Origin of the sequence: Actinoallomurus sp. CA-142502 (genome assembly GCF_050936355.1) — a bacterium.
In the GTDB taxonomy this organism is placed as follows: domain Bacteria; phylum Actinomycetota; class Actinomycetes; order Streptosporangiales; family Streptosporangiaceae; genus Actinoallomurus; species Actinoallomurus iriomotensis.
In genome coordinates this window covers 10181818-10199924 of the sequence record NZ_JBNJMY010000001.1, presented here as the reverse complement: position 1 = coordinate 10199924, position 18107 = coordinate 10181818, and the positions used below count along the sequence as shown (strand labels likewise).

General features: G+C 69.0%; 15 protein-coding genes and 1 other RNA gene. 10 read left to right on the top strand and 6 right to left on the bottom strand.

Annotated elements, in window-relative coordinates:
- Positions 1-42: 42 nt before the first annotated feature.
- Together ACQEV1_RS47830 and ACQEV1_RS47825 are read left to right on the top strand one after the other, a co-directional pair.
- The gene (locus ACQEV1_RS47830) at positions 43-849 is read left to right on the top strand and encodes a tryptophan 2,3-dioxygenase (protein WP_433404335.1); all 807 of its coding nucleotides are present in this window, start codon (positions 43-45) and stop codon (positions 847-849) included.
- A 24-nt stretch (positions 850-873) separates the two neighbouring features.
- On the top strand, positions 874-5808 hold the full coding sequence (locus ACQEV1_RS47825) for an NAD-glutamate dehydrogenase (protein WP_433404333.1): 4935 nt from the start codon (positions 874-876) through the stop codon (positions 5806-5808).
- Between the two features lie 39 nt (positions 5809-5847).
- Here the strand turns inward: ACQEV1_RS47825 and ACQEV1_RS47820 are convergent, their stop codons facing one another.
- Positions 5848-6387, bottom strand: a complete 540-nt coding sequence (locus tag ACQEV1_RS47820) for an NUDIX hydrolase (RefSeq protein WP_433404330.1) — start codon at positions 6385-6387, stop codon at positions 5848-5850.
- Between the two features lie 65 nt (positions 6388-6452).
- Here ACQEV1_RS47820 and ACQEV1_RS47815 point away from each other — a divergent pair, with 65 nt between their 5' ends.
- A complete protein-coding gene (locus ACQEV1_RS47815; protein ID WP_285626037.1) occupies positions 6453-7361 on the top strand; it encodes a hypothetical protein in 909 nt (302 codons plus the stop codon).
- 75 nt (positions 7362-7436) lie between these two features.
- On the opposite strand, the gene ACQEV1_RS47810 is transcribed toward ACQEV1_RS47815, so the two are convergent.
- Complete coding sequence (locus ACQEV1_RS47810; RefSeq protein WP_285626040.1) at positions 7437-8489, bottom strand: hypothetical protein; 1053 nt, start codon at positions 8487-8489, stop codon at positions 7437-7439.
- Between the two features lie 130 nt (positions 8490-8619).
- Between ACQEV1_RS47810 and prfB the strand changes: the two genes are divergently transcribed.
- Entirely contained in the window at positions 8620-9744 is a 1125-nt protein-coding gene (gene prfB / locus ACQEV1_RS47805; RefSeq protein WP_285626042.1) for a peptide chain release factor 2, read from the top strand.
- Here prfB and ACQEV1_RS47800 read toward each other — a convergent pair.
- The gene (locus ACQEV1_RS47800; protein WP_285578978.1) at positions 9741-9926 is read right to left on the bottom strand and encodes a hypothetical protein; all 186 of its coding nucleotides are present in this window, start codon (positions 9924-9926) and stop codon (positions 9741-9743) included. The genes prfB and ACQEV1_RS47800 overlap by 4 nt on opposite strands.
- A 208-nt stretch (positions 9927-10134) precedes the next feature.
- Between ACQEV1_RS47800 and ftsE the strand changes: the two genes are divergently transcribed.
- The 6 genes from ftsE to ssrA all read left to right on the top strand — a co-directional run bounded on the left by ftsE (position 10135) and on the right by ssrA (position 14991).
- Entirely contained in the window at positions 10135-10833 is a 699-nt protein-coding gene (gene ftsE / locus ACQEV1_RS47795; RefSeq protein WP_285578975.1) for a cell division ATP-binding protein FtsE, read from the top strand.
- A gap of 69 nt (positions 10834-10902) precedes the next feature.
- Positions 10903-11808, top strand: a complete 906-nt coding sequence (ftsX, locus tag ACQEV1_RS47790) for a permease-like cell division protein FtsX (protein WP_285626049.1) — start codon at positions 10903-10905, stop codon at positions 11806-11808.
- A gap of 14 nt (positions 11809-11822) precedes the next feature.
- Complete coding sequence (locus tag ACQEV1_RS47785; protein ID WP_433404324.1) at positions 11823-11951, top strand: hypothetical protein; 129 nt, start codon at positions 11823-11825, stop codon at positions 11949-11951.
- Positions 11952-11957: 6 nt separating this feature from the next.
- Positions 11958-12431, top strand: a complete 474-nt coding sequence (smpB, locus tag ACQEV1_RS47780) for an SsrA-binding protein SmpB (protein ID WP_285626051.1) — start codon at positions 11958-11960, stop codon at positions 12429-12431.
- 8 nt (positions 12432-12439) lie between these two features.
- Positions 12440-14266, top strand: coding sequence for a penicillin-binding transpeptidase domain-containing protein (locus ACQEV1_RS47775; RefSeq protein ID WP_433404320.1), 1827 nt, complete (start codon positions 12440-12442; stop codon positions 14264-14266).
- A gap of 350 nt (positions 14267-14616) precedes the next feature.
- Positions 14617-14991: a transfer-messenger RNA gene (gene ssrA, locus ACQEV1_RS47770) on the top strand.
- A gap of 70 nt (positions 14992-15061) precedes the next feature.
- Here ssrA and ACQEV1_RS47765 read toward each other — a convergent pair.
- From ACQEV1_RS47765 to ACQEV1_RS47755, 3 genes are all read right to left on the bottom strand, one after another.
- The gene (locus tag ACQEV1_RS47765; protein WP_433404317.1) at positions 15062-16273 is read right to left on the bottom strand and encodes a site-specific integrase; all 1212 of its coding nucleotides are present in this window, start codon (positions 16271-16273) and stop codon (positions 15062-15064) included.
- 2 nt (positions 16274-16275) lie between these two features.
- Complete coding sequence (locus ACQEV1_RS47760) at positions 16276-17415, bottom strand: helix-turn-helix domain-containing protein (protein ID WP_433404314.1); 1140 nt, start codon at positions 17413-17415, stop codon at positions 16276-16278.
- 158 nt (positions 17416-17573) lie between these two features.
- Entirely contained in the window at positions 17574-18077 is a 504-nt protein-coding gene (locus ACQEV1_RS47755; protein ID WP_433404311.1) for a helix-turn-helix domain-containing protein, read from the bottom strand.
- Between the last annotated feature and the right edge of the window lie 30 nt (positions 18078-18107).

Below are 18107 nucleotides of genomic sequence, written 5' to 3'. Positions count from 1 at the left end.
GCAACACCACAACGGCGTGGTGCGGCCGCTTCCGCGTCCGGTATGCCCGGAAACGGATATGGCGCACCGGGGCGTAACTTCGGTGAAGAAGGGGGGCGCCTCACCTACGGCGCCTACCTCAGGCTGCCGACCCTGCTCGACCAGCAGGTCCTCGAGTCCGAGCCCCCCGCCCGCGACGAACTGCTCTTCATCACGATCCACCAGGTCTATGAGCTCTGGTTCAAGCTGCTGCTGCACGAACTGGGCGAGATCCGCCGGGCCATGATCGACGACGAGGTCTGGCTGGCCCGGCACCTGTTCCGGCGCGTACACGCCGTCGAGCGGGTGCTGGTCGACCAGATCCCGGTGCTGGAGACGATGACCCCGCAGGACTTCATGGCGTTCCGGGAGAAGCTGGCGCCCGCCAGCGGCTTCCAGTCCGTGCAGTTCCGCGAGATGGAGTTCCTCTCCGGCCACAAGGACCCCGGCTTCGTCAAACGGTTCCGCGGCCTCACCGACGACGAGCGGGAGCGCCTCGACCGCCGGCTCGCCGAGCCGACGCTCTGGGACGCCTTCGTCACGCTGCTGCGCGGCCGCGGGCTCGCGGCCGGCGACGATGACGAGATCCGGGAGTCGCTGGTCACCGTGGCCCACGACCGGGAGCGTTACGACGATCTCTGGCAGCTGTCCGAGGATCTGCTGACCCATGACGAGATGGCGGCGCTCTGGCGCCAGCGCCACGTCCAGATGGTCGAGCGGCAGATCGGCACCAAGTCGGGCACCGGTGGCTCCACCGGCGCGCCTTACCTCCGAAGCAGGCTTGACCTGCGGTATTACCCGTTGCTGTGGGAATTGCGAACCCTGCTCTGAGAAGGCACTGAGGGAGATTTGTAGATGAGCGGCGAACCGACCGGCCGGCCGGACGACGAAGCGGAGCGGGCCAAGGACGATCTCCTGCGCCGTGCGGCGGAGGCCTGTGCCCACCACACGTACGGCGCCCGGCAGGAGACCGACGACATTCTCGGCTTCCTCCGGCTCTACTATCGGCATGTCGCGGTGGAGGACCTCGACTCCCGCGACCCGGCCGACGTCTGGGGCCCGGCGATGTCCCACCGCCAGCTCGCAGAGGACCGCCCGCAGGGCCGGGCGAACGTGCGCGCGTTCACGCCCACCGTTGACGACCAGGGCTGGGACCCCGGGCACAGCGTCGTGCAGGTGGTCACCGACGACATGCCGTTCCTGGTCGACTCGGTGACGATGGAGCTCAACCGGCACCAGCTGTCCACCCACCTGATCGTCCACCCGCAGCTGAACGTCCGCCGGGACGTGGCCGGCCACCTGTGGGGCACCGACGACGGCGACGGCCTGGTGCTCGAGGAGTCCTGGATCCACCTGGAGATCGACCGGCAGACCGACCGCACGCTGCTGCAGGATCTGGAGAAGGACATCCGCCGGATCCTCGACGACGTGCGCGCCGCCGTCGAGGACGAGGACAAGATGCGGTCCCTGTCCCGTACGATCGCGGCCGGGCTGCGGGAGAAGCGGCCGCCGCTGTCGGAGGAGGAGATCGGCGACGGCGTCGCGCTGCTCGACTGGCTTGCCGACGACCACTTCACCTTCCTCGGCTACCGGGAGTACACCCTGGAGTCCGGCGAGGACGGCGAGCGGCTGCGGGCCGTGCCGGGCACCGGCCTGGGCATCCTGCGCTCCGACCAGCCGGAGTCCACCAGCTTCGCCTCGCTGCCGCCGGAGGTGCGCGCCAAGGCGCACGAGCCGCGGCTGCTCGTGCTGACCAAGGCCAACTCCCGCGCCACCGTGCACCGCCCCGCCTACCTCGACTACGTCGGCGTCAAGCGGTTCGGCGACGATGGCAAGGTGGTCGGCGAGCGCCGCTTCCTCGGCCTGTTCACCCACGCCGCGTACAGCGAGAGCATCGAGCACATCCCGGTGCTCGACCGCAAGCTCCGGACGGTCCTGGAGCGCGCCGGGCTCGCCCCGGACAGCTACGACGGCAAGGACCTCATCGAGATCCTGGAGACCTACCCGCGCGAGGATCTGTTCCAGATCTCGGCCGACGAGCTGTTCCCGATCGCGACGAGCGTGCTGCGGCTGCGCGAGCGCAAACAGCTGCGGCTGTTCGTCCGCAAGGACGCCTACGGCCGCTACATGTCGTGCCTGGTCTTCCTGCCCCGCGACCGGTACACCACGCAGATCCGGCTGCGCATCCAGGAGATCCTGCGCAGCGCCTTCGACGGCACGAGCGTCGACTACAGCGCGATGGTCGGCGACTCCGCGCTCGCGCGCCTGCACGTCGTCGTCCGCGGCGAGCGCGGCCGCCCGCTGCCCGACGACGTCGACCTGGCCGAGGTCGAGGCTCGGCTCGTCGCCGCCACCCGCTCGTGGGCCGACGACCTGGTCGAGGCGATCGTCGAGCAGTGCGGCGAAGAACGCTCCGGGGCGCTGACCCGCCGCTACACCAACGCCTTCCCCGAGGGCTACAAGGCCGACTTCCCCGCCCGTACGGCCTGCGCCGACCTCAAGCGCCTGGAGGCGCTGACCGAGCCGGGTCAGATCTCCATCAACCTGTACGAGCCGTACGGCGGCGAGCCCGGCGAGCGCCGGCTCAAGGTGTACCGGCTCGGGCCGCCGATCTCGCTGTCCCACGTGCTGCCGCTGCTGCACGACATGGGCGTCGAGGTGGTCGACGAGCGGCCGTACGGCATCGACCCCGAGGGCGGCCGCCGCTCCTGGATCTACGACCTGGGCCTGCGGTACGTCCCGTCGCCCGATGTGGACGAGGCCGATGTCAAGGACCTGTTCCAGGACGCCTTCACCGCGCTGTGGCGCGAACAGGTGGAGAGCGATCCGTTCAACACCCTCGTGCTGCGGGCGGGGCTCGCCTGGCGGCCGGTCATGGTGCTCCGGGCGTACGCCCGCTACCTGCGGCAGACCGGCACGACCTTCAGCGAGCGGTACATCGAGCAGGTGCTGGTCGACAACCCGCGCATCGCGCGGCTGCTGGTGCGGCTGTTCGAGTCGCGGTTCGACCCGGCGCTGAGCGCGCGCTCGGACGCCGCGCCCGACGCGCACGAGGAGCTCGGCTCGGCCATCGCCGAGGAGATCGAAGGTGCGCTCGACGCGGTCACCAGCCTGGACGAGGACCGCATCCTCCGCAGCTTCCTGTCGATGATCCGCGCCACGCTGCGCACGAACTACTACCAGCGGACCGGGGGCGGCACGCCCAAGCCGTACCTGGCGCTGAAGCTGGACCCCGAGGCGATCCCGGACCTGCCGCAGCCCCGCCCGCAGTTCGAGATCTTCGTGTACTCCCCGCGGCTGGAGGGCGTGCACCTGCGGTTCGGGCCGGTCGCGCGCGGCGGCCTGCGCTGGTCCGACCGGCGTGAGGACTTCCGTACGGAGATCCTCGGCCTGGTCAAGGCGCAGGCGGTGAAGAACACCGTGATCGTGCCCGCCGGCGCCAAGGGCGGCTTCGTGTGCAAGCGGCTGCCCGACCCGAGCGACCGGGAGGCGTTCCTCGCCGAGGGCGTCGCGTCGTACAAGCAGTTCATCAGCGGCCTGCTCGACATCACCGACAACCTCGTCGGCGGCGAGGAGGGGGCGGGCCCCCGTAAGGGGGTCGGTGGAATGCGCGTGGTGCCCGCGCCGAACGTCGTGCGGCACGACGGCGACGACACCTACCTCGTCGTGGCCGCCGACAAGGGCACCGCGACCTTCTCCGACATCGCCAACGAGGTGGCCGCCTCGTACGGCTTCTGGCTCGGCGACGCCTTCGCCTCCGGCGGCTCGGTGGGCTATGACCACAAGGGCATGGGCATCACCGCGCGCGGCGCCTGGGAGTCGGTGAAGTACCACTTCCGCTCGCTCGGCGTCGACGTGCAGAAGGAGGACTTCACCGTCGTCGGCGTCGGCGACATGTCCGGCGACGTGTTCGGCAACGGCATGCTGCTGTCGGAGCACATCCGGCTCATCGCCGCCTTCGACCACCGGCACATCTTCCTCGACCCCGACCCGGACCCGGCCTCCTCGTTCCGTGAGCGCAAGCGGCTGTTCGAACTGCCGCGCAGCTCGTGGGCCGACTACGACACCTCGCTGATCTCCAAGGGCGGCGGGGTGCACCCGCGCTCCGCCAAGAAGATCCCGCTGACCCCGCAGGTGCGCGAGGCGCTCGGCATCCCGGGCGGCGTCAACGCGCTGACCCCGCACGAGCTGATCCACACGATCCTCACCGCGCCGGTCGACCTGATGTGGAACGGCGGCATCGGCACGTACGTCAAGGCCTCCGGCGAGACGCACGCCGAGGTCGGCGACAAGGCCAACGACGTGCTGCGGGCCGACGCGACCGAGCTGCGCTGCAAGGTCATCGGCGAGGGCGGCAACCTCGGCCTGACCCAGCGGGCCCGCATCGAGTTCGCCCTCGGCGGGGGCCTGGTCAACACCGACTTCATCGACAACTCCGCGGGCGTGGACACCTCCGACCACGAGGTGAACATCAAGATCCTGCTGGACCAGGTCGTCCGCGACGGCGAACTGACCGACAAGCAGCGCGACACGCTCTTCATGGAGATGACCGACGAGGTCGCCGGCCTGGTCCTGCGCGACAACATCGCGCAGAACGTCGCGCTCGCCGCCTCGCGCAGCCAGGCGTCGTCCATGCTGCACGTCCACGGCCGCTACCTGCGCAAGCTGGAGCGCGACGGCAAGCTGAAGCGGCGCCTGGAGTTCCTGCCGAACGACAAGGTGCTCGCCGAGCGCCGGCAGTCCGGGAGCGGCCTCACCGGCCCGGAGTTCGCCACGCTGCTCGCCTACACCAAGCTCACGCTCGAGGAGGAGATCCGCGACTCGGACCTGCCGGACGACCCCGACCTGGCCAGCCGCCTCGTCGAGTACTTCCCGACGCCGCTGCGCGAGCGGTTCCGCGACTACATGGACCGGCACCCGCTGCGCCGCGAGATCATCGCCACCTCCGTGGTGAACAGCATGGTCAACGACAGCGGCATCACCTTCGCGTTCCGCATGGGCGAGGAGACCGGCGCGTCCGCCTCCGACATCACCCGTGCCTACCTCGTGGCACGCGAGGTGTTCGGTATGGAGGCCTTCTGGCGGTCGGTGGACGAGCTGGACTACCAGGTCGACACCGCGACGCAGATCCGGATGCGGCTGGAGGCCCGCAAGCTGACCGAGCGCGGCGCCCGCTGGCTGCTGCACAACCGCCGCATGCCGTTCGACATCCGCGACACCGTCGACTTCTTCGCCGCCGGAGCGGCGGCACTGGCGGCGCACATGCCCAAGCTGCTGGTCGGCCTCGACCTGGACGGCTTCGAGGAGCGCCGCGACCGCTTCGCCGAGGCCGGCGTGCCCGACCAGCTCGCCGAGCAGGTCGCGATGATGGTCCCGGCGTTCTCCACGTTCGACCTGGTGGAGATCGCCCACAGTGCCGGCCGGCCGCCGGAGGAGGTCGCCGAGGTCTACTTCGACCTGGCCGAACGCCTCCAGCTGTCCCGCCTGCGCGAGCGCATCATCCAGCTCCCGCGCGACGACCGCTGGAACTCCATGGCCCGGTCGGCCCTCCGCGACGACCTGTACGCCGCGCACGCCGCCCTGGCCCGCGACGTGCTCGTCATCAGCGAGCCGGGGGTCGCGCCGGAGCAGCGGCTGGCCATCTGGACGGAGAAGAACAGCGCCGCCGTCGCCCGCGCGGCGCAGACGCTGAGCGAGATCTGGGAGAGCGACAACCTGGGCGTCGCCACGTTGTCGGTGGCCCTGCGCGCGATCCGTACGCTGGTGACCGCCTCGACCCTCCCCGCCTGACCCGGCGGAGACCGGCCGGCCCGCGTACGGGCCGGCCGGTCAGCGAGGCTCGACCGCCCGGCGCGGCCCCGGCAGGACGACCGGGTCGTCGTCGGTGCCGCCGGGCCACAGCCACAGGTGCGCCTCGCCCGGATCGCCGTCCTCCCGCAGGTGGTGCAGCACCGCCTCGCGACGGGGACGGAAGGCCAGCCGGGCCAGCCGCCGGCGCGCCTCCGCCGCCGGCACCCACGCCGCCTCCAGGACCGACCCGTCCGGGTCGGCGGGCGCCAGGTCCCGCACCGTCGTGGCGAACTCGAACGTGAAGACCGTCCAGACCCCGGCCCAGCCGGGGTCGTCGGTGACCGTGTACTGGCAGAGGAAGGCCAACCGGCCCGGCGCGGCCCGCAGGCCGGTCTCCTCCCACAGCTCGCGCACGGCGGCCTCGTCCACCAGCTCTCCGGGCTCCACCTGGCCCCCGGGAAGGACCCAGCCGGGCTCCGGATCGTCGCCGAGCCGCTCGCGCACCATCAGCACGTCCGTGCCGTTGCGGACCAGAGCCGCCACGAGCAGTCCACTGCGAGCCGCCTGGGGGAGTGGCACGACGGTGTCCTTTCTGATTGTGAATTCGCACAGTAGTGGATCAGTCACTGTGCGAATCTGTCGGCATGCGACGACGACTGGCCGCGCTGACGGCCGCCATCCTCCCAGTTTCCGCGTGCGGTTCCCTCGGGGCCGCGCATCCGGCCATCACCAAGAGCCAGGCCCAGCAGGTCCTGGCCAACTACCAGACCGTCAACAACCGGGCCAACGCCGGCCTCGACGGCGACCTCCTGGCCACCGTGGAGACCGGTGACCAGCTCGAGATGGACCGGGCCGGCTACCGCCTGCGGCAGGCCAAGAAGGACAAGTACACCCCGTTCACCTACTCCCACCCGGCGTTCTACATTCCGCGCCAGGACCGCTACCCCAAGTGGTTCGCGGTCGAGGCGGTCTCCGGGCAGACCCGCCACGCCCTGCTGTTCACGCAGGAGCGCGCGGGCGGCCCCTGGCTGCTGGCCGCCGACCCGTTCCCCTCATCGCCGCTCAGCGGCATCGCCCTCGACAAGGACGGCTTCGCCACGGCCGTGAACCCGGCCGACACCAACGCCGCGCTCCAGCCCCGCAAGGTGGCGAGCACGCACGCGGCGACGCTGTCCACCGGGGCCGGCGGCATGGCGCCCGGGCCGTACACCTCCGAGTCCCGCGACGCGCTGACCAAGGTCCAGGCCGAGCTGCGGCAGCGCGGCGTGACCCTGACCTCCGACTTCGCGCCCGACCAGCAGCGCACGTACGCCCTGCGGACCACGGGCGGCGGCGCCCTGGTCTGGTACGTCGTCCGGCAGAGCGAGCGCTACGACATGGTCGACCCCGGCACGGTCAACACCAACGGCGACCTCGCCGGGCTGGTCACGGGGAGGGTGGGCCACCACCTCAGCTCCGTCGCGCTCATCCAGTACCTCGCGGTCGTGCCCGATCACGGCGACACCCAGGTGATCGGCACCTACCGCAAGGCCGTGCAGGCCACGACGTCATAGCCGATGCCGGGCTCCATGCGGACCACGACACCCCGCGGGGGCGGTCTCTCGTACGGCCGGGGGTCGCCCCCGCGCTCACTTGGCGGGGACGTTCGCCTTGATCGTGCCGCCGTCGGCGGCGATGATCACGGCCTTCTCCTGGCTGGTCGCGCCCTTCTTGGGCGCGGGCGGCACCACCGTGGCGAACTGCAGCGTCTGGTTCACGTCCAGCTCGTTACGCACGAGGTGCGATTCGACGAACGGCGCCGCGTCCTCGGGCACCGGCACGTGACCGGGCTTCTTCTTGCTCTTGGTCGACACGGCGTCGCGGCTCAGCGCGTACAGGACGATGCCGCCGCCGTCGGTCGTGGCCAGCGGGAAGATCGGGAACGACGTCGTGGCGTACACCGTGTCGACCCGCAGCCCGGAGCCCTTCTTCGGCTTGGTCGCCTTCTGGTCGGAGGTGTAGTAGCCCGTGGTGTGCTTGCCGGCCGCCATGACCTTGGCGGCGACGTTCCCCGGGCCCTCCTCGGCGAGCGTGGCCTGGATGGAGGGCACGTCCCGCGGGGGGATCAGCAGGCCGGTGTCGAACGTCGCGAGCGGCTTGGCGTATCCCTGGTCATCGACGAGGATCTTGGGCGGCTTCTGCTTCTTGTCCAGCAGCGAGGCCAGGCTGAGGCGCCACCGCATGGTCGGCTTGCTCTTGACGAACCCCATCAGCACGGTGTGCGGGTCCTTGCCGTCGGCCAGGCTGCGCCGCACGCTCGCCACGAACCACTGCTGTCCCTCGGGTTTCAGCTTCGGGACGTACAGCGTCGGGGTGCCGTACCGGTAGCGGGGCACCGGGTCGCCGGCCGTCATCGCCCGGCGGAACGCCGCCGCGGTCAGCTGCGACTGCCCTTCGCTGGTCCACCACAGGGCCAGCCTCTCGTCGCCGCTGGCCCTCGCCACGTCGTCGTTGGTGACGAACGACTGGAACGCCTTGCGGGCCACATCGAGCGTCAGCGGCACGGGAGGAGGAGAGGTGTCGGGGCTGGACTCCGCCGCCACGGGCTTGGTGCGGGCCTGCTCGTGAGAGCCTCCCGAGCATCCCGTCAGCGCGGCGAGGGCCACTGCCGTCGCCAGAGCCGACGCAACCGCTGTCCTCATGCTCCCCGGCCGATCATGTGTCATCGATGTGGGGCAGAGTATGCCAGGCGCGCCGGAGTGCCCGAACGCGAGGCCGATCAGGTGGCGGCTCGCGTACCTCGCGGACCGTGCCCCAGGTAGGCTTTCGATCGTGGCAGCCATCGATCCGTCAGAAGAGATGAAGGAGCTCGGCGCGATGCTCGGCGGCGTCGAGGCCGTGCTCGACCTCGACGGCATGCGCCGTGATATCGGCGAGCTCCGTGAGCAGGCTGCCGACCCCGACCTGTGGAGCGACCAGGAGCGGGCCCAGGAGGTGACCCGGCGGCTGTCCTACCTCGAGGCCGAGCTGGGCAAGGTCGAGGGCCTGAGGGGCCGGCTGGACGACGCGGGCGTGCTGCTGGAGCTGGCCGCCGAAGAGGGCGACGACGACACCCGCGGCGAGGCGGAGCGCGAGCTGGGAGCCCTCCGCAAGGAGATCGAGCAGCTCGAGGTCCGCACCCTGATGTCGGGGGAGTACGACGCGCGGGAGGCGCTCGTCACGATCAACTCCCAGGCCGGCGGCGTCGACGCGGCCGACTTCGCCCAGATGGTGCAGCGGATGTACCTCCGCTGGGCCGAGCGGCACGGCTACCCGACCGAGGTCTATGAGACCTCCTACGCCGAAGAGGCCGGCATCAAGTCGACCACGTTCACGGTCAAGGCCCCCTACGCGTACGGCACGCTGCGCGGCGAGCACGGCACCCACCGCATGGTGCGCATCTCGCCCTACGACAACCAGGGCCGCCGGCAGACCTCGTTCACCGGCGTGGACGTCGTCCCGGTGGTGGAGCAGACCGACCACGTCGACATCCCCGAAGACGACATCAGGGTCGACGTCTACCGCTCCAGCGGGCCGGGCGGCCAGGGCGTCAACACCACCGACAGCGCGGTGCGCATCACCCACCTGCCCACCGGCATCGTGGTGTCCTGCCAGAACGAACGCAGCCAGCTGCAGAACCGCGCGACCGCCATGACGGTGCTCCAGGCCAAGCTCCTCGAGCGCAAGCGTCAGGAGGAGGCCGAGCGGATGAACGAGCTGCGCGGAGAGTCGACCAGCTCGTGGGGCACCCAGATCCGCAACTACGTGCTGCACCCGTACCAGATCGTCAAGGATCTGCGCACCGGTGTGGAGGCGGGCAACCCCACGGCCGTGCTCGACGGCGACATCGACGAGTTCATCGAGGCCGAGATCCGCTGGATGCGCCGCCAGGAGGCCGGCGACGGGCAGAACAACTAGCTCAGGCCGAACTTAAGCGCGATCAGAAGGGTCAGCGCCAGGATCAGGGCGCCGATCAGCACCGGAGAGATGCCGAACGTCCCGGGGTAGTGGACCTCCGCCCGGGCGGCCCTGCAGGTGGGGCAGCGGCCCTCGACGACCGGTCCCGCACACCGAGCACAGATCAGGTGTTCGCAGCTCATCTGGCTCCTCTCCATGTTGATCGGGGCTTGTGATGCTCGGTTGCACCTATGGGTGTACCCAAGTTGGACGTTTCATGCCAGTCTCCCCCTTAGACTGCTCCTTGGCCAATCGGCCCCTGAGCCGCGAAGCCGTTGCGGGGCGCCTGTCCCACGAAAGTTCAGCCGCCCCCGTCCCCCACCCCCTAGACTGACACGTCGTGATGCAGCCGTGATCCACTTTGATAACGTCACCAAGGTCTACTCGCACCAGAGCCGGCCGGCCCTGCAGGGTGTCAACGTGGCCGTCGAGAAGGGTGAGTTCGTCTTTCTCGTGGGTCCCTCCGGGTCCGGCAAGTCGACGTTCCTGCGCCTGATCCTCAAGGAGGAGCGGCCGACGCAGGGCGGCATTCACGTCGCCGGCAAGGAGCTGAGCAAGCTCACCAACTGGAAGGTCCCCCACCTGCGCCGTCGCATCGGCTGTGTGTTCCAGGACTTCCGGCTGCTGCCGAACAAGAATGTCTATGAGAACGTCGCCTTCGCGCTGGAGGTCATCGGCAAGCCCCGGCGCTTCATCCGCAAGGTCGTCCCCGAGGTGATCGACCTCGTCGGCCTCGAAGGCAAGGCGCACCGCATGCCGGACGAGCTCTCGGGCGGTGAGCAGCAGCGCGTCGCGATCGCGCGGGCGTTCGTCAACCGGCCGATGATCCTGCTCGCCGACGAGCCCACGGGCAACATCGACCCGGCGACCAGCATCGGCATCATGAAGGTGCTCGACCGGATCAACCGGACCGGCACCACCGTGGTGATGGCCACCCACGACGCGGCCATCGTCGACGCGTTCCGCAAGCGAGTGGTGGAGCTCGAGGACGGGCGAGTGGTCCGTGACCAGTCCCGCGGAGTGTACGGCCAGGCGTACGGAGGCGTGTAGCCTCTAGCCTCCGCGGGAGATCGAGGCTCCCCATATCGGCCCATAACGGACGACCAAGGACAGCGAGGCATGCGCGCACAGTTCGTTCTTCAGGAGATCTGGATCGGTCTCCGCAGGAACCTCACGATGACCATCGCGCTCGTCGTCACCGTCGCGATCGCCATGGCGCTGTTCGGCACCGGCGTGCTGCTCAAGATGCAGGTCGACAAGTCGAACAACTACTGGTCGGACAAGGTCGAGGTCTCGGTCTACCTCTGCAACAAGCTGAGCGCCAACCCCGCCTGCCACAAGACCGAGCCGACGACCGACGAGAAGAACCAGATCAAGTCGCAGCTCCAGTCGATGCCGCAGGTGGCCAAGGTCACTCCGGAGACTCAGCAGGAGGCGTACCAGCGGGCCAAGGAACGCTTCGCCAACACTCCGGGGTTCTCCGACACCATCCAGCTCGGTGACATCCCCGACTCCTTCCGGGTGAAGCTGAAGGACCCCAAGCAGTACGCCGCGGTCGTCGCCCAGATGACGAACCGCCCGGGCGTCGACCAGGTGATCAACGAACGGGCGATCCTGGAGAAGTTCTTCAAGATCCTCGGCGGTCTCCAGTGGGCGGCACTGATCATCGCCGCGATCCAGGTCATCGCGGCCGTGCTGCTGGTCGCCAACACCATCCGCCTCTCGGCCTTCAACCGCCGCCGAGAGACGGGCATCATGCGGCTGGTGGGGGCCTCCAACCTCTATATCCAGCTGCCGTTCGTCCTCGAAGGCGCCATCGCGGGCCTGATCGGCGGTGTGTTCGCGGCCATCCTGCTGGGCTTCTCCAAGGTGTTCCTCCTGGGGCGCCTGACGAAGAACCTGCAGTTCGCCACCCCACTCGACTGGTTCGCGGTCGCGGAGGTCATCGTGTTCGCGGTGTGCTTCGGCGTGGTGCTCTGTGCGCTGGCGTCCTTCCTCACCCTCCGCCGCTACCTGAAGATCTGAGGCACGATCGCGCGGTGATCGTCGGATCGCGTACCTTCGGGAGGGGACCGGTGCCCGGCCCGCCGGGATCGGCGGTGATCGTGGCCGGTCCCGACGTCGCGGCCGACCGCGACCGTCCGTACGGGGAGAAGGACCGAGGCTGAGTTCCAGTGCCACGCGAAGAGGGGCGCAAGCTCATCGCGCAGAACAAGCGCGCGCGCCACGACTACCACATAGAGGACACCTACGAGGCGGGCCTCGTACTCACCGGCACCGAGGTGAAGTCACTACGGGCCGGCCGGGCCAACCTGACCGATGGATTCGCGCACATCCGCGACGGCGAGGTCTGGCTCGAGGGCGTCCACATTCCCGAGTACACGATGGGAACGTGGACCAACCACGCCGCCCGGCGGCCCCGTAAGCTGCTGCTGCACCGGCGCGAGATCGGCAAGCTGAGCGGCGCGACGACCGAGTCCGGGCGCACCATCGTCCCGTTGTCCTTGTACTTCAAGGACGGAAAGGCCAAGGTCGAGATCGCGGTGGCGCGAGGCAAACGCGCGTACGACAAGCGGCAGGCCATCGCCAAACGGGATGCCGAACGCGAGATGCAGCGCGCTCGGGCGGCACAGCTGAGAAGGCGCTGAGGGTGGTCATGCGACGGGTCCGCGGAGTGGCGGCCATCACGGGGGCGCTGCTGGCCGTCTCCGGCTGCAGGATGTTCGCGGAGCCCTCGCCGCTGCCCACGGTGCGAAACTTCCTGGTGGCCTGGCAGAACGGCAACTACTCCGGCGCCGCCAAGCAGACCAACGGCGACCGCAAGGCGGTCGCCGGCGCGCTCCAGGCGCTGCCGGGCCAGCTCGACCTCGCCTCCCTCCACCTCGCGCTCGGCCACGTGCGCAAGGACGACGACGACGCGACGGCCCAGTTCGAGGTCAGGATCGACCTCGGCGACAACGGCCCGCCCTGGGACTACGGCAGCCAGATGCGTCTGCACCGGTCCGGCGGCCAGTGGAAGGTCGTGTGGAGCCCGTCGATCATCCACCCGAAGCTCGGCCAGGGTGAGCGGCTCGCCGTCGTCACCGAGACGCCGCAGCGGGCGTACGTCCAGGACTCCAAGGGCCGCGCCCTGACCAGGCAGACCAAGGTGGAGATCTTCGGCGTCCTGCCGGGCCAGCTGACCAAGCCGGACGCCACGCTCGACAAGCTCTCCAAGATCACCAATCTGGACAAGGACCGCGTCCTCGGGCGCGTACGCTCCGCGCCGCCGCAGGAGTTCCTGCCGCTGGTGACGCTCCAGCTGCCGGCCCAGGCCACGGTGGCCGCCCAGCTCCTGCAGGTGCCCGGCGTGCAGGCCCGCACGCGGTACCTGCCGCTCGCACCCGCGACCGCCGCCGACGTCGTCGGCCAGCTGGGCCCGGCCACGGCCGAGCTCCTCCAGCAGGTCGGCGCGCCGTACCAGCCGGGTGACACGATCGGCGTCTCCGGCCTGCAGGTGCTCGACCAGCGCCGCCTCGCCGGCACCCCGACGGTGAAGGTGGTCGCCCAGAACCCCTCGGGCGCGTCCAGCCAGGTGCTGTACGAACTGCCGGGCGCGCTGAGCCGGCCGGTACGGACGACGGTGGACCGGCGGGTGCAGGAGGCGGCGGAGAACGCCCTGAAGGGGCTGCACGCGCCCGCGTCGCTGGCCGCCGTGCACCAGGCGACCGGTGAGGTCCTGGCCGCCGCCGACCACCAGACCGACGGCAAGAACCAGGCGTTCGAGGGCCGCTACCCGCCGGGGATGACCTTCGGCATGATCACCACCCAGGCGCTCCTGGGCTATGACCAGAAGATGAACGCCGCCCTGTCGTGCCCGCCGACGTACAAGGTCGGCGACCAGGTGTTCCACAGCTCCTCCTCGCGCGGCAAGACGTTCCAGAGCAACTTCGTCCGCTCGTGCCCGACGGCGTTCGCGTCGATGTACCGGTCGCTGGCGTACCAGGACCTCCGTACGAGCGCGGCCCGCTTCGGGATCGGCCTGCCGTGGACCCTGCCGCTGCCGTCGTTCTCCGGCACCGTGCCGCCGCCGTCGAACGACGCCGAGCGCGCCGCGTCGATGGTCGGCCAGGGTCGCATCGAGGTGAGCCCCCTGGCGATGGCGCTCGCCGCCGCGACGGTGGAGAGCGGCACCTGGAAGCCGCCGAGCCTGATCAAGGACCCGGCGCCGCCCCAGGCGATCCAGCCGCGGTCGCTCGACTCGGACTCGATCTCGACGCTGCAGCCGCTGCTGCGCGAATCGGTCACCTCCGGCGCGGCCCGCTCGGCCAACCTGGCGGGCAACAAGGTCAGCGGCGTGGTCGCCCAGGTGCCGTACGGCTCGGGCAAGACGGTCTCGTGGTTCGTGGGCTTCCGCGGCAACGTGGCCTTCGCCCTGGCCGTCGAGGGAAAGGTCAACGCGGCGGCGGTCGCGGCGAGGTTCCTGCGGAACGTACCGGGCTGATCCGCCGTACGGGCAGGGCGTTCGCGACTTTGTCATCTCTTGACCCAACGGGCACAACCTTCGCCGGGGTCACCGACGTCTTAACAGATGACTGAGACACCGCTTGGGGGGTTGCGGACTCAGTCGCCGTGATGAGACCAGAGCCTCGTCTCGGGGGAGGCTCTGCCGTCCGGACCGGCCCGACCCTGCCGGTCACCCCCGTGGGTGTGCCTAGTCCACGCCCACGGGGGTTCTCATCTTCTCTCTCTGTGTTCGGTGTCCACGGCCGGGAATCACGTTGGCGTGGGGTGCGTTGTACGTGTACGGTCGGTCTGGTGGGTGCCTGCGGGTGCCCGTTGACAACTGAACATGGGGGTGATCGGTTTCGACTTCGGTATGTCGAGACATGGGGAAGCGGGCCGAGGGTTGCGGTTGTGACCTCGTAAATCCTGTAACCGCAAAACAACAAGTGCCAACTCTAAGCGCACTCAGTTCGCCCTCGCCGCCTGAGGCTAGGTAGCGAACTTGTCAGCCCGAGAGCGTCTCCGACTCGGGACCTGGCATCGTAAGGAGACTCAACCTGTAGTCCCGGCCGCGGGAACAACAGGGAAACCAAACAGCGGCTGAGCCTGTCGGCGACACGCCTGCGTGAGCGCCGGGGCTGAGAAAACGCCAAGCAGGCTGCGCCCGGAGAAGCCCTGTCTTGGTACCGAAGGACGCGGGTTCGATTCCCGCCACCTCCACCGACTTTGAAGCCGCTGGTCAGAGAAGATCTGATCGGCGGCTTCTCTGTTGTACGCCCGGTTTACGCCCACCTTATGAGTCCCTTCTGTCGAGGATCTTGGCCGCCTCGGCGGACGCCACGTTGCGCCCCATGTAGACGTCCTGAGTCATGGACGGCTTCGCGTGGCCGAGGTGATCGGCGATCGCGCGGGCGCTCAGACCCGCCTCGTCCAGCCGGGTCGCCACCGTCCGCCGGAAGGTGTGGGACGTCACCCACGCGAACCTCTCGGCGTCGACGCGGCCCAGCACTTCCTTCAGATCCCGGTTCGCGTTCGACGGGTTCCGCACTCCGCCGAACAGGCCGGGGAACAGCAGGCCCACGTCCCAGGCCGGCCGCTGCGTCGTCTCGTCGTCCGCGCCGATCACCGTGATCTCCCGGTCGGCGTGCGGCCACGACATCGCCATCCGACGGCGGCACAGCTCCACCAGGCGATCCGGCAGCGCGATCACCCGCCAGCCCGCCTCGGTCTTCGGCCGGAGCTGGAGCACCGTGCCCAGGCCCTTCAACCTCGCCACGGTCGCGTTGACCTCCAGCACGCCGGCGTCCAGGTCGACGACCTCGGCGCGGACCCCGAGGGCCTCACCGATCCGCATGCCCGTGCCGTCGAGGAACTCCACCAGGTCCGGGACGTCCAGCTCGCGCGCCTGCTCGTCCGCCGAGACCTTCAGCAGCATCGCGGTCTCGTCATCGACGGTGAGCGCCCGCGGCCGAGATCGTCGGCCGGCCGAGATCTTCGCGACGTCTCGGACGGGGTTCGCGGCCAGAGCGCCGTGGCGGACAGCCATCCCGAGCAGGAGTGACAGCACACCCTTGGCCGTCTTCGCCGCGCTGGGGCCGTGGTTCTTCCGCACAGCCTTGATGAACCGGTCGCATGTCGGCACGTCGACCTCGCGCATCAGCAGGCCGCCGAGCGCCGCGAGGACGCGGTCCAGTGCCCGCTCGTAGATCTCCTTGGTCTGCTTGCTGTGGTCCGCGGAGTCTTCCACCTCGGCCCACCACAGCTTGGCCGCGTCACGAAGCCTGGTGTCCGCCGTGATCTCCCCATCGGCCGGCGCCCCCGTGCGATCGCGTAGAGCTTCCTTCAGCCGCCGCTCGGCCGCCGCCTGGGTTGGGCCGAATCGGGTGACCTCGCGGGTTTCGCCGTCGTAGTCCCGGACGTTCACCCGGGCGCGTACCCGGTGCTTACCCAGCTTCTGGAAGCGGATCTTCCCGGCCGTGCCTACAGGGAGAGGGGGACGCGCCACGGTCAGCCCTCCCGGTTCCCGGCGTTCGCGTCAGAGTGGTGGTCGGATTCCTCGGAGTCTTTGAGCTTCCGCGCCTCGGCGATCATCTCTTCGACAACCGAAGGGACTTCTCCCAGCTTCTCGGCGATCGTTTCAACCGGCATCCCGGAAGCGTGAAGCTCGCGTACGGCAATGAGGTGTCGCTCCCACTTGAACAGAGCATCCTGCCTGCTGTCCTCGTAATTCGGTAGCACACCCACCCGGTAAGCGAATTCTATATTCGCCTTATCCCTTGCGGATCGCTCCCCTTCGCCCTCCTCCCATCGATGCCTTTCTTCATAAACGTTCTTCCCGTCTGAGATCATTCTCTCGACGTTTTCCGGATCCTCGTTGATCAGCTCCGCAATCTCTTCAGTCGAATACCCGCCGTCGCTGAGTGCCGCCACCATGACAAGGTGCCGGGCCAGGAAGGTACGCGGGTCTCGCCACAGACGGCGGTAGTCGTGAGTCAGGCTCGACAACATCCGGTTGAGCTCGCCCCCGAGCCATGCGAGCCGCTCGATCGGCACGCGAGTGCGACGAGGGTATGCGACCCCCATCTCGCGGTCGACATCTCTGTCATCTCGTGCGCGAATGGCCTCGGCCGATAGCTCCTCGATTGCTCTCGCCAACGCCGCATCCGGCGTCAACTCCAACGCGTTCCGCGCCATTCGGAGGTTCCGCTCTACCCTCAGCTTGTGGTCGCCGTCGTAGTAGTCACGTCGGGTTGCCATCCCAACGCGACTCCCCAGATCGGCTTGCAGGGTCAGCAGCTCCTTCGACTCGTCCACGAGTTTCTTGTAGAGCTCGCCGGCCTTCCTGCTCATGATGAAGAGTTCGCGTGCATCCAGGGCAGCCCGGCTCGGAAAGGCCAAGAGATCGACGTTGGTGTCGAGGATCCGGGCGAGCGCAACCGCCTCACCAAGGCGGACGCTTCGAGAGCCTTTCTCGATCTTCGCGACGGTCTGTTGATGGAACGGGTGACCGAACTCCTTCGACATGCGCTCGGCGACTTCCGTCTGCGAGAGACCCATCATCTCGCGACGTGTGCGGATGTTGTCCGCGAAGCGCTCATCGACCGTCTCGCGCGGCGGCTCAACCTCTGCGTTCTCGTCGATACCCACGGCAGCACACTACACCAAATCAGTGTAGTTGCCCAGAGTGATTCGGTGTGGCAAGCTTGGTGTGGCCAGCAACACCAAACGAATGTAGGCGTGAGATGGGGTGCGTCTGTGAACTGCGAGCCTGACTATCGGCGTCACCCCTCGCTGCGCCCTGACGTTCATGAGGCGGTGCCTTCGAGATCCCTCCTGGCGCTCGCGAGTCGCGCCTGGATCCCTCGCACGTGGGTGTCGATCCTCTCCAGATCGGTTGTGAGTTCTTGCACCCGCTGCCGGCTGGCAAGCAGCGCCTGCATGGCGTCATGGGCGTGCGCCTCATGCTCGGCGCGCTCGGCTTCTGCGTCCCTTAGCCTGGCACGCGCCTCTGTGCTCGCTTGGACATACGCATCGTGTTCGCGCTCTAGGGCCGCGATCACGGCCGGATCCGTCTCCGGCTGGAGAAGCCTCTCAAGCTCCGTGCTGAGGATCGCCGCGATCGACGCGGCCTCGCCGAGGCGAGCTGGGCGCTTGGCCGACTCGACGCGCTGGACCGTCGTGTGGTGCCACTCGAAGCCCTGGCTTCTCATGCGCGCCGCGAAGGTCCGGGTGCTGATGCCCAGCTCCTCGCGTCGGCGCCGCATTCGCCGCCCGAAGACCTCTTCGATGCCGTCTGGTGGTGCTGCCATGTTTCCACACTGACATCACTAATCGGCGGT

Coding starts and splice junctions, on each gene's coding strand:
- ACQEV1_RS47830 (WP_433404335.1), top strand. CDS start 43: ATGCCCGGAAACGGATATGGCGCACCGGGGCGTAACTTCGGTGAAGAA.
- ftsX (WP_285626049.1), top strand. CDS start 10,903: ATGCGCGCACAGTTCGTTCTTCAGGAGATCTGGATCGGTCTCCGCAGG.
- ACQEV1_RS47800 (WP_285578978.1), bottom strand. CDS start 9,926: ATGAGCTGCGAACACCTGATCTGTGCTCGGTGTGCGGGACCGGTCGTC.
- ACQEV1_RS47815 (WP_285626037.1), top strand. CDS start 6,453: ATGCGACGACGACTGGCCGCGCTGACGGCCGCCATCCTCCCAGTTTCC.
- ACQEV1_RS47810 (WP_285626040.1), bottom strand. CDS start 8,489: ATGAGGACAGCGGTTGCGTCGGCTCTGGCGACGGCAGTGGCCCTCGCC.
- ACQEV1_RS47825 (WP_433404333.1), top strand. CDS start 874: ATGAGCGGCGAACCGACCGGCCGGCCGGACGACGAAGCGGAGCGGGCC.
- ACQEV1_RS47755 (WP_433404311.1), bottom strand. CDS start 18,077: ATGGCAGCACCACCAGACGGCATCGAAGAGGTCTTCGGGCGGCGAATG.
- ACQEV1_RS47775 (WP_433404320.1), top strand. CDS start 12,440: ATGCGACGGGTCCGCGGAGTGGCGGCCATCACGGGGGCGCTGCTGGCC.